At 69.5% G+C, this 11,144-nt stretch carries 11 protein-coding genes; 6 read left to right on the forward strand and 5 right to left on the reverse strand.

From position 1 onward, the window contains the following. Positions 1-183: 183 nt before the first annotated feature. From ACZ4WH_RS08835 to dnaA, 5 genes are all read right to left on the reverse strand, one after another. Positions 184-771 (reverse strand): DciA family protein, encoded by a 588-nt coding sequence (locus ACZ4WH_RS08835; RefSeq protein WP_468178087.1) that lies wholly within the window; start codon positions 769-771, stop codon positions 184-186. Next, entirely contained in the window at positions 768-1,925 is a 1,158-nt protein-coding gene (gene recF / locus ACZ4WH_RS08840; RefSeq protein ID WP_468178089.1) for a DNA replication/repair protein RecF, read from the reverse strand. The genes ACZ4WH_RS08835 and recF overlap by 4 nt, the downstream gene beginning before the upstream one ends. Positions 1,926-2,008: 83 nt before the next feature. Then, positions 2,009-2,884: a phosphogluconate dehydrogenase (NAD(+)-dependent, decarboxylating) gene (gnd, locus tag ACZ4WH_RS08845; RefSeq protein WP_468178091.1), complete on the reverse strand. Its 876-nt coding sequence runs from the start codon at positions 2,882-2,884 to the stop codon at positions 2,009-2,011. A 230-nt stretch (positions 2,885-3,114) separates the two neighbouring features. Continuing rightward, positions 3,115-4,245 carry a DNA polymerase III subunit beta gene (gene dnaN / locus ACZ4WH_RS08850; RefSeq protein ID WP_468178093.1) on the reverse strand — a complete coding sequence of 377 codons (1,131 nt, stop codon included), beginning with the start codon at positions 4,243-4,245 and terminating at the stop codon, positions 3,115-3,117. A gap of 1,030 nt (positions 4,246-5,275) precedes the next feature. Next, positions 5,276-7,183: a chromosomal replication initiator protein DnaA gene (gene dnaA, locus ACZ4WH_RS08855; protein WP_468178095.1), complete on the reverse strand. Its 1,908-nt coding sequence runs from the start codon at positions 7,181-7,183 to the stop codon at positions 5,276-5,278. Between the two features lie 374 nt (positions 7,184-7,557). Here dnaA and rpmH point away from each other — a divergent pair, with 374 nt between their 5' ends. The 6 genes from rpmH (at position 7,558) to rsmG (ending at position 11,096) form a co-directional block, all read left to right on the forward strand. Next, positions 7,558-7,695 (forward strand): 50S ribosomal protein L34, encoded by a 138-nt coding sequence (gene rpmH, locus ACZ4WH_RS08860; protein WP_003956500.1) that lies wholly within the window; start codon positions 7,558-7,560, stop codon positions 7,693-7,695. 21 nt (positions 7,696-7,716) lie between these two features. Further along, positions 7,717-8,088 (forward strand): ribonuclease P protein component, encoded by a 372-nt coding sequence (gene rnpA / locus ACZ4WH_RS08865; protein WP_078611778.1) that lies wholly within the window; start codon positions 7,717-7,719, stop codon positions 8,086-8,088. Beyond that, entirely contained in the window at positions 8,085-8,459 is a 375-nt protein-coding gene (yidD, locus tag ACZ4WH_RS08870; protein ID WP_468178097.1) for a membrane protein insertion efficiency factor YidD, read from the forward strand. The genes rnpA and yidD overlap by 4 nt, the downstream gene beginning before the upstream one ends. A gap of 3 nt (positions 8,460-8,462) precedes the next feature. Beyond that, a complete protein-coding gene (yidC, locus tag ACZ4WH_RS08875; protein ID WP_468178099.1) occupies positions 8,463-9,734 on the forward strand; it encodes a membrane protein insertase YidC in 1,272 nt (423 codons plus the stop codon). A 15-nt stretch (positions 9,735-9,749) separates the two neighbouring features. Next, positions 9,750-10,262: a Jag family protein gene (locus ACZ4WH_RS08880; protein WP_030786398.1), complete on the forward strand. Its 513-nt coding sequence runs from the start codon at positions 9,750-9,752 to the stop codon at positions 10,260-10,262. 117 nt (positions 10,263-10,379) lie between these two features. Next, positions 10,380-11,096, forward strand: coding sequence for a 16S rRNA (guanine(527)-N(7))-methyltransferase RsmG (gene rsmG, locus ACZ4WH_RS08885; protein ID WP_468178102.1), 717 nt, complete (start codon positions 10,380-10,382; stop codon positions 11,094-11,096). Positions 11,097-11,144: the final 48 nt, after the last annotated feature.

An 11,144-nucleotide genomic window follows, 5' to 3' on the forward strand; every position in this document is an offset into this window, starting at 1 on the left:
AGGGGGCTCCAAGGGGCTCACAGCGGCACTCAGCGCTTCGAGCCGTCAACCCGTGGCTACTGGCGGGTCAGATGGCGCTCCGAGGCCGGTCCACGGGCGCCGCACGGCGCGGTACGGCGGTGATCCACACCTGTGGACGGGGGTACGACGGCACGCCGGGCAGCCCGCCCGACGTGAGGTACATCACCCGTAGGTATCGCCGGGTCCGGTGCTCCCCGGAGCCCGCAGGGGGCCGTATCGGCGCGGCTGACCACCCGGATTGAGCACCTTGATCATCCGTACGCTGCCGTGCCCGAGATCCTCGTTGATCCGCGCCACCAGCGTGGGGGCGAGCACCCGCAGCTGGGTCGCCCAGGCCGTCGAGTCGCACTGGACGGTCAGCACCCGCTCGTCCTCGTCGTAGCGCTGCGGCACACAGTGCTTGGCCAGGTCCTCGCCGACGATCTGCGGCCAGCGGCCCATCACCCCGCCCACCGCGGCCGGCTTCTCCCAGCCGCGCTCGGTGATCAGCCGGTTGATCGCCGAGCCCAGCGCCATCGGATCGCGGCCGTCGGCGCGCGCACCGGAGCGCAGGCCGCCGCCGCGCCGGGCCTGCTTCTTCTGCCGGGCCGCGTCCCCACGCGCGCGTGCCTGCTCCCTCGCCGCGCGCAACGCCACGCGCGCGAGGTCGATCCCGGAGGGCTCCTTCGTGTCCCGAGCGTCGCTCTTGTTCCGCGCCTCGTTCCTGTTCCGGGGGTTCGGCGCGTTCGGGACGGGCTCCTCGGTGCTCATACGCGCTCCACCGTCCCGCCTGCCACCGCGTACCGCGCACCGGCCAGCACAGGGGGTACGTCGTCGTCCACGGCGGCGGTGACCAGCACCTGCTCGCCGGGCGCCACCAGCTCCGCCAGCCGTTCCCGACGGCGGGCGTCCAGCTCGGCGAAGACGTCGTCCAGGATCAGCACCGGCTCGTTGCCCTCGGCGCGCAACAGGTCGTACGAGGCCAGCCGCAACGCGAGGGCGTAGGACCAGGACTCGCCGTGGGAGGCGTAGCCCTTGGCGGGCAGCTGACCGAGTTTGAGCAGCAGATCGTCCCGGTGCGGCCCGACGAGGGTGACGCCCCGCTCGATCTCCTGCTTGCGCGCCTCCGCGAGGGCCGCCATCAGCTGGGCGTAGAGATCCTCGCGCGTGTGCGCCTCGCCCGGCGCCGACGGCTTGTACTCCAGCGCGACCGGACCCCCGCCGGGAGCCAGCTGCTCGTACGCCTTGTCGGCGAGCGGCCGCAGCGCGGCGATGAGATCCATCCGCTGGGCGAGCAACTCCGCGCCCGCGCGCGCGAGATGCTGGTCCCACACATCGAGGGTGGACAGATCCGCCCCCAGGCTCGAATCCGCTCGCCCGGGAGGTGCCCCCCTCCGCCCGCCGTGCCGACGGGCCAGCGCGGCCGTCTTCAGCAGGGTGTTGCGCTGCTTGAGCACCCGCTCGTAGTCGGAGCGCACACCCGCCATCCGCGGGGACCGCGCGGTGATCAGCTCGTCCAGGAACCGCCGCCGCTCGCCCGGGTCGCCCTTGACGAGGGCGAGATCCTCGGGCGCGAACAGCACGGTCCGTACGATCCCCAGCACGTCCCGCGGCCTGACCTGCGAGGAGCGGTTGATGCGCGCGCGGTTGGCCCTGCCCGGGTTCAGCTCCAGCTCGATCAGCTGCTGCCGGTCGCCCTGCCGGACCTGCGCGCGGACGACCGCCCGCTCGGCGCCCATGCGGACCAGGGGGGCGTCGGAGGCGACCCGGTGGCTGCCGAGGGTCGCCAGATACCCGACCGCCTCCACGAGGTTGGTCTTCCCCTGCCCGTTCGGGCCCACGAAGGCCGTGACGCCCGGGTCGAGCGGGACCTCGGCCCGGGCGTACGAGCGGAAGTCGGCGAGCGACAGATGCGTGACGTGCATGGTTGTTCCGCCGACCTCCCTCAGGCTTGTGGATCTCAGGCTTGTGGATCTCAGGGCTGTGGATCGCGGAGCGACCCTGTGGATTACTTCTTCTCCACGGCGTGGCCGCCGAACTGGTTGCGCAGCGCGGCGATCATCTTCATCTGCGGCGAGTCCTCCTGGCGGGAGGCGAACCGCGCGAACAGCGACGCGGTGATCGCCGGCAGCGGGACCGCGTTGTCGATCGCGGCCTCCACAGTCCAGCGTCCCTCACCGGAGTCCTGTGCATAACCGCGCAGACCGTCCAGGTGCTCGTCCTCGTCGAGGGCGTTCACCGCGAGGTCCAGCAGCCAGGAACGGATGACCGTCCCCTCCTGCCAGGAGCGGAAGACCTCACGGACGTCCGTGACGGAGTCGACCTTCTCCAGCAGCTCCCAGCCCTCGGCGTAGGCCTGCATCATGGCGTACTCGATGCCGTTGTGGACCATCTTCGCGAAGTGGCCCGCGCCGACCTTGCCGGCGTGCACCGAACCGAAGTCGCCCTCCGGCTTCAGCGCGTCGAAGATCGGCTGCACCTTGGCGACGTTCTCGGCGTCGCCGCCGTACATCAGGGCGTAGCCGTTCTCCAGGCCCCAGACACCGCCGGAGACGCCGCAGTCGACGAAGCCTATGCCCTTGGCGGCCAGCTCCTCGGCGTGCCTCTCGTCGTCCGTCCAGCGGGAGTTGCCGCCGTCCACGACCACGTCGCCGGGCTGCAACAGCTCGGCCAGCTGGTCGATGGTCGACTGGGTGGGCTCGCCTGCCGGGACCATCACCCAGACCACGCGCGGGCCGCTGAGCTTGCCCACAAGCTCTTCCAGGCTGTGGACATCCGCGAGGTCCGCGTTGCGGTCGTATCCGATGACGGTGTGGCCCGCGCGGCGGATCCGCTCGCGCATGTTGCCGCCCATCTTGCCGAGGCCGACGAGACCGAGCTCCATCAGTTGTGTTCCTTAGGTCGCTGTGTGGCGTGAGAGGCACCGGAGTGCCGAGCCGAGCCTAAACCCGGACGCTCATGCACAGCTGTGGGCATAGCCGCTCACCTGCGAGAACCGCCTTGGCTGACCGCCGTAGCCGCGCCCGTGAGCATCCCCGCCGCTCAACCACAGCGCCGGGCGCCTCCCGCAACGCACCGGCACTGTGCACAGCTGTGGACAGCCGTGGACGACGCTCAGCCGCTGAGCCGCACCGGCATGATCAGGTACTTGTACGCCCCGTCGGCCTCCGCGTCCATCGCCGGCCTACCGCTCAGAAGCGCCGGCTTCGTGGACGTGGTGAACGACAACTGCGCCACGGGAGAGTCGATCGCGCTCAGACCGTCCAGCAGGAACGTCGGGTTGAAGGCGATGGAGATGTCGTCACCCTCCAGTCGCGCGTCGACCCTTTCCACAGCCTGTGCGTCGTCGCTCGACCCGGCCTCCAGGATCAGCACACCCTGCTCGAAGCTCAGCCGCACCGGAGTGTTCCGCTCGGCCACCAGCGCCACACGCTTCACGGCCTCCACGAAGGGCGCGGTCTCGATCACGGCCACGGAGTTGAACTCGGTCGGGAACAGCGTGCGGTACTTCGGCAGGTCGCCCTCGAGCAGCCGCGTGGTCGTACGCCGCCCGGCCCCCTCGAAGCCGATCAGCCCCTCACCGGCACCGGACCCGGACAGCGCCAGCGTGACGCTGTCCCCGGCACCCAGCGACTTCGCGGTGTCCAGCAGCGTCTTCGCCGGAACCAGGGCGACCGCGGAGGCGTCGGGGTTCTCCGGCTTCCACAGGAACTCGCGGACCGCGAAGCGGTAGCGGTCGGTGGAGGCCAAGGTGACCGTGTCGCCCTCGATCTCGATGCGCACACCGGTGAGCACCGGGAGGGTGTCGTCCCGGCCGGCCGCGATGGCCACCTGGGAGACGGCGGCGGCGAAGACCTCACCGGGGACGGTGCCGGTCGCGTTCGGCATCTGCGGCAGCGTCGGGTACTCCTCCACAGGCAGGGTGTGGAGGGTGAAGCGCGCGGGGCCGCACGTCACGGTCACCCGTACACCGTCTGTGGAAATCTCCACCGGCCGGTTGGGCAGGGCGCGGGAGATGTCGGCGAGGAGCCGGCCGGAGACGAGGACGGTGCCCTCCTCCTCGACCTCCGCCTCGACGCTCACCCGCGCGGAGACCTCGTAGTCGAAGCTCGACAGGCTCAGCTGGCCGTCCTCGGCCTTCAGCAGCAGGCCGGCGAGGACAGGCGCCGGCGGACGGGCCGGGAGGCTGCGTGCGGCCCACGCCACTGCCTCCGCGAGTACGTCGCGTTCCACCCGGATCTTCACCGTAAGCCGCCTCCTGCTGCTGTTGCTGCTGAGTCCTTCGACTCGGTGTCACCGCCCTCTGCGACGGGAAGGACACCCAGAACCAGTCTGACGCACGGCACTGACAGTAGGTGCCCGTCGGGGTCAAGTCCGACCGAGGGGCAGCGGGGCGCGAGACCGCGAGTTGTGCACAGGCCCCGCTTCCAAACGATTGCCGAGCTCTCTCTAGTCGGGAGTAGTAGTAGGGCCTGTGGATACCGTGGATAACCACGTTTGCCCAGCTCAGCGCGGATATTTTGTCCACCGGTCCTGTGGGTGGAGGCAGTGGACAACCGGGGCGGTCTGTGGAGAACAGAAAGTTCTGCACACGTCGCCCACAGGCTGAGGGCAGTTCTCCCCAGCTGTGTCCCCAGGAATACCCACGTTTCCCACAGCCCAATCCGGCAGCTTCCTGTGACGGCTTTCACTCGACGCGGTGAGCGGGTGCGTCGGGTTGCCGAACAGTGGACAGCGCTGTGGAGAAGCTGGGGATCGCTGGGGACAACCGCCCCCAGCCTGTGGGCCGACGGTGGACAACTCCGTGCACAGGCTGTGGATCTCCGTGTTGTCCACAGTCTGTGGAGATCGTTCGTCCACCAATCCACAGGCCTCTGAGCTGGGCGGACGTCGTGGGTGAGCCTTCCCTGTGGACGCAGTTCGGGACAACTCCACAGTCCCCAGCATGTGGACGGAAGAAAGTCACCGAATCTGTGGAGAGTGGCCGTAACCAGGCAAGAAATCGAACACCGGATGGCGACCGGCCGTGTCTACGCGGCCGCGGCCGTCGTACCTGCCCAGCTGCGGGCGGTCGTGCCGCTGGGGCGGCACGGGTGGGCGCAGCGGCCCCCCGCCAGCGCGGGCAAGCGACCCCACCCCCGCCCAGCCCCAGGCACCGGGCACCACGCACCACGCACCGGGCCAGGACAGCCCGCCACAACGCGAAGAGGCGCCCCCGGGATCCCCATCCCGAAGGCGCCCTCAGCGTCGGCGTACGGCCGGCGTGAGCCGTACGTCAACCGTTCTTGATCCGGTTGGTCAGCTCGGTCACCTGGTTGTAGATCGACCGCCGCTCGGCCATCAGCGCCCGGATCTTTCGATCGGCGTGCATGACCGTCGTATGGTCCCGCCCACCGAACTGCGCCCCGATCTTCGGCAGCGACAGATCCGTCAGCTCCCGGCACAGATACATCGCGATCTGCCGCGCCGTGACCAGCTGCCGGCCGCGCGAGCTGCCGCACAGATCCTCGACCGTGAGCCCGAAGTAGTCCGCGGTCGCCGCCATGATGGCCGTCGCGGTGATCTCCGGCGTCGAGTCCTCGCCCCCGGGGATCAGATCCTTCAGGACGATCTCGGTCAGGCCCAGGTCCACCGGCTGCCGGTTGAGCGAGGCGAACGCCGTCACCCGGATCAGCGCGCCCTCCAGCTCACGGATGTTCCGCGAGATCCGGGAGGCGATGAACTCCAGCACCTCCGGCGGGGCGTTGAGCTGCTCCTGCACCGCCTTCTTCCGGAGGATCGCGATGCGTGTCTCCAGCTCGGGCGGCTGGACGTCGGTGATCAGGCCCCACTCGAAGCGGTTCCGCAGCCGGTCCTCCAGCGTGACCAGCTGCTTGGGCGGCCGGTCGCTGGAGAGCACGATCTGCTTGTTGGCGTTGTGGAGCGTGTTGAAGGTGTGGAAGAACTCCTCCTGCGTCGACTCCTTGTCCGCGAGGAACTGGATGTCGTCGACGAGCAGGATGTCCATCTCGCGGTAGCGCTTGCGGAAGCTGTCGCCCTTGCCGTCGCGGATGGAGTTGATGAACTCGTTGGTGAACTCCTCCGAGCTGACGTACCGCACGCGCGTGCCCGGGTAGAGGCTGCGCGCGTAGTGCCCGATGGCGTGCAGCAGATGCGTCTTGCCGAGCCCGGACTCCCCGTAGATGAACAGGGGGTTGTAGGCCTTCGCCGGGGCTTCGGCGACCGCGACCGCCGCCGCGTGCGCGAACCGGTTGGAGGCGCCGATGACGAACGTGTCGAACAGGTACTTCGGGTTCAGCCGCGCGGTCGGCTCACCGGGGCCGCTCGCCGGCGCGGGCTGCGCGGCCAGCGGTCCGGGGGCGCCCGTCGAGGGCATGTCCGGGCGGCCGGGACCACCGCGGTGCACCGGCGGTTCGGGCAGCTCGCGGCGGACCGGGTCGCGCTGGTCGTACTCGGTCCGGGACGGTTCGTAGTCCGCGCGCGGGCTGTCGTAATCGCCGCGCTGCTGCTCGTACGACGGCCGGTCCATGCCCTGCGGGCGGTAGTCCTGGGGCGGCGAGCCGTACGCGTCCGCGCCGGAGCCGTAGCCGTCCTGGGACGACGGCGAGGCGTACGGGTCCCGCTCGGGGAAGCCCAGCCGGGGCTGCTGCCAGCCGTAGTCGTCCTGACCGGGACGCGGCCAGGCGCCGGGCTCGGGGCGCTGGTACTCGGACGGGTAGGCCGGGCGGGCGGTGGGGAGCTGGTCCGGGCGGGCGGGCGGCAGCTGCTCGCCGCGCGGGTCGGAGCCCGGGCGGTCGGCGCGGTGGCGGCCGTAGCCCTCGTACGGCCCGGCGGGCAGCTCCGGCTCCTCGTAGCGCGACTTGGGCGTCTGCTGCGCGGGGGGCGCGGCGGGCGCCGGCGGTTCGCCCGCCGAGTCGTCCACGGTGATCGCGATCCGGATGGGACGGCCGCACTCGCGGCTCAGCGTCTCGCTGACGATCGGCGCGAGACGGCCTTCCAGTACGCCCTTCGCGAATTCGTTCGGTACGGCGAGCAGGGCGGTGTCCGCGACCAGCGCGAGCGGCTGGCAGCGCCGGATCCAGTGCTCGTCCTTCGCCTCCACACCCTGTCCGCGGCCCTCTCCGAGGAGCTGCTCCAGTACTCGTGGCCACACTGCGGCAAGATCGGCAGGTACGTCAGCCACAGGGCACGCTCTCTCACAGGTCCCACGAACGTGTGGTTCAGGGACGGGTCGGGATGAAAATCAGGTCGGGCGGGGATAAGGGAACGAATCGGAGTTCAGCCACGGTAGTCAGCGCGGCGGGTGCGGTTCAAGTTGTTGTCCCCAGCCTGTGGATAGTGTCTCTCGGTGACGCTCGGTTTGACCGGATGGCGTAGCCGCGCGTACCGTAACCAGGTCGAGTTGTCGATGGCTGCTGCCGCCTGCCTCCGATGGGCACAGATCACGTCAGGTGATCGGGAAGCGGTGCACTCGGGCGTGACGCGAGCTACTCGTGGGCGCACGGTGACAGCCAGGACGGCACCCCGCCACTACCGATTTCTTTCTGGAGCCCCCGAGTGAGCAAGCGCACCTTCCAGCCGAACAACCGTCGTCGCGCGAAGACCCACGGCTTCCGGCTGCGTATGCGCACCCGTGCCGGCCGCGCGATTCTCGCGTCCCGCCGTAGCAAGGGTCGCGCCCGCCTGTCCGCCTGATTCCGATCAGGTCATGACGTCGTGCTGCCCACCGAGAACCGGCTGAGGCGGCGCGAGGACTTCGCGACCGCGGTACGACGAGGTCGTCGGGCCGGACGCCCGACCCTCGTCGTCCACCTTCGAAGCGGTGCCACGGACCCGCACGCGCCTGGGGAGAGCGCTCCCCCGACGCGTGCGGGTTTCGTCGTGAGCAAGGCCGTGGGTGGCGCGGTCGTGCGCAACACAGTGAAGCGCAGACTGCGCCATCTGATGCGTGACCGAGTCGCCCTGTTTCCCCCCGGTAGCCTGGTAGTCGTACGAGCGCTGCCCGGAGCGGGCGACGCAGACCACGCACAGCTGGCCCGAGACCTGGACGCCGCCCTTCAGCGGCTGCTGGGAGGGGGCGCGCGATGAAGTACCCGCTGCTGGCTCTGATCAAGCTGTACCAGTGGACGATCAGTCCGCTGCTGGGGCCGGTGTGCAAGTACTACCCGTCGTGCTCCCACTACGGCTACACGGCCATCGACCGGCACGGTGCGATCAAGGGAACGGCACTCACCGCCTGGCGCATCCTCCGGTGCAATCCGTGGTCGCTCGGCGGTGTGGACCATGTTCCGCCGCGTAAGCGCCCGCGGTGGCACGAAATGCTGCGCAACGCGTGGCGCGCACGCAGGGGCGGGACCTCCGCCGCCGAACCGGCCACCGAAGCGAAGCCCGCGAAGCCTGCTTCCGAGCTTCCTCCGAGCCCGGCCGCAGAGACCTCGTCCCATGCCCAAGGAGCATGATTAGTGGACACGATTGCCAGCCTCTTCAGCTTCATCACAACACCCGTCTCATGGGTCATCGTCCAGTTCCACACGGTGTACGGCGCCCTGTTCGGCCCTGACACCGGGTGGGCCTGGGGCCTGTCCATCGTGTCCCTGGTGATCCTGATCCGCATCTGCCTGATCCCGCTCTTCGTGAAGCAGATCAAGGCGACACGCGCGATGCAGACGCTCCAGCCGGAGATGAAGAAGATCCAGGAGCGCTACAAGAACGACAAGCAGCGCCAGTCCGAAGAGATGATGAAGCTGTACAAGGAGTCGGGTACCAACCCGCTCTCCTCGTGCCTTCCCATCCTGGCGCAGTCCCCGTTCTTCTTCGCCCTGTACCACGTGCTCAACGGCATCGCGTCGGGCCACACCATCGGCGTCATCAACGAGTCGCTGCTGGCCAGTGCCCGTCAGGCACACATCTTCGGGGCCCCGCTCGCCGCGAAGTTCAAGGACGGCTCCGGCACGATCCACGCCCTGGGCGCCTCGGTCACCGACGTCCGTGTCGTGACCGTGATCATGATCGTCCTGATGTCGGCGTCGCAGTTCTACACGCAGCGCCAGCTGATGACGAAGAACGTCGACACGACGGTGAAGACGCCGTTCATGCAGCAGCAGAAGATGCTGATGTACGTCTTCCCCATCATGTTCGCCGTCTTCGGTATCAACTTCCCGGTCGGTGTCCTCGTCTACTGGCTGACCACCAACGTGTGGACCATGGGCCAGCAGATGTACGTCATCCACAACAACCCGACCCCGGGTTCCAAGGCCCAGGCCGCCTACCTGGAGCGTCTGACCAAGCACGTCACGCACCACGGCAAGATCCGCCGTCGGAGCGAGAAGACCATCGTCAAGGCGATCGTCGCCAAGGGACGCGACCGCAACGAGTTCGAGCGCAAGTTCATCAACGCGCTGACCAAGGCAGGCTTGGCCGCCCAGAGCGACGGCACTGTGGTGAAGAGCACGGCCCACGCCGCGGCGCAGACCGAGGACGGCGCGCCCGTCGACACCACCACGGCCACCGCCGTCCGGCGCCAGCAGCCCAAGCGTCAGACCAAGGCCCAGCGCCAGTCCGGGCCCAAGCAGGCCGATGAGACCACCTCGCTGGAGAAGTCCGACGAGCCGCAGGACGCCAAGCCGGCCGCTGCCAAGCAGCCCCAGAAGCCCGGCGCCGGCACCCGCAGCAAGGCCCAGTCCGGCCAGCGCAAGGGTGGCCCGCAGCGGCCCAAGTCCCCGTCCAAGAAGTAAGAAGGAGCCCATCCCGTGACGGAAGGCACCACCTCCGCCGCTGCCGAGGGTGCAGACACCCTCACCCGCCTGGAGCAGGAGGGTGAGATCGCGGCGGACTACCTGGAGGGTCTGCTGGACATCGCCGACCTCGACGGCGACATCGACATGGACGTCGAGGCCGACCGCGCCTCCGTGTCGATCATCAGCGACACCGGCAGCCGCGACCTCCAGAAGCTGGTCGGCCGGGACGGCGAGGTGCTGGAGGCGCTTCAGGAGCTGACGCGCCTGGCGGTGCACCGGGAGACCGGCGACCGCAGCCGGCTCATGCTGGACATCGCGGGGTACCGGGCCAAGAAGCGGTCCGAGCTGTCCGAGCTGGGTGCCAAGGCCGCCGCCGAGGTCAAGAGCACCGGTGAGCCCGTGAAGCTCAAGCCGATGACCCCGTTCGAGCGCAAGGTCGTGCACGACGCGGTCAAGGCCGCGGGGCTGCGCAGCGAGTCCGAGGGCGAGGAGCCGCAGCGCTTCGTCGTCGTGCTGCCCGCCTGATCGGCTCTCCCATTCCACCGGCCCCGTCTGTTGCGCAGGCGGGGCCGAACTTTGTCAGCCTGGTAGTTCTGGTGGCCGGTGCGCGAAGCGCCGGCGCTGTACGGAAGGACGGTCCCCGTGACGGAGGCAGCGGAGCTTCCCCCCGCGCCCGAGCAGGCGCGGGAAGTGTTTGGTGATCGCTTCGCCGATGCGGTCCGCTATGCGGAGCTGCTCGCCGAGGCGGGCGTGCAGCGCGGCCTGATCGGTCCGCGGGAAGTGCCCCGCCTGTGGGAGCGGCACCTGCTGAACTGCGCGGTGCTCTCCGAGGCCGTCCCGGAGGGAGTGACGGTCTGCGATGTCGGCTCCGGTGCGGGGCTGCCGGGCATCCCGCTGGCCCTGGTCCGCGACGACCTGAACATCACCCTGCTGGAGCCCTTGCTGCGGCGCACCAACTTCCTCACCGAGGTCGTCGAGCTGCTCGGCCTGGACCATGTCACCGTGGTGCGCGGCCGTGCTGAGGAGGTGCTGGGCAAGCTTCCGCCGGTCCATGTGGTGACCGCCCGGGCCGTGGCCCCGCTGGACCGCCTGGCGACCTGGGGCATCCCGCTGCTGCGCCCGTACGGCGAGATGCTCGCGCTCAAGGGGGACACCGCCGAGGAGGAGCTGAAGGCATCCGCCGCCGCGCTCAGCAAGCTCGGCGCTGTGGCGACGTCGATCCTCCACGTGGGTGAAGGCATCGTGGATCCGCTGTCTACGGTGGTGCGGGTCGAGGTCGGGGAGAGCCCGGGCGGTGTCCGCTTCGCTGCCAAGCGGGCGAAGGCGGCCCGGACTGGACGGACTCGCCGACGCCGCTGATCCGTCCTGACGACGAGACGTACTCCACACAAGCTGCCAAACCTACGC

Source organism: Streptomyces sp. NPDC029138 (genome assembly GCF_055564375.1).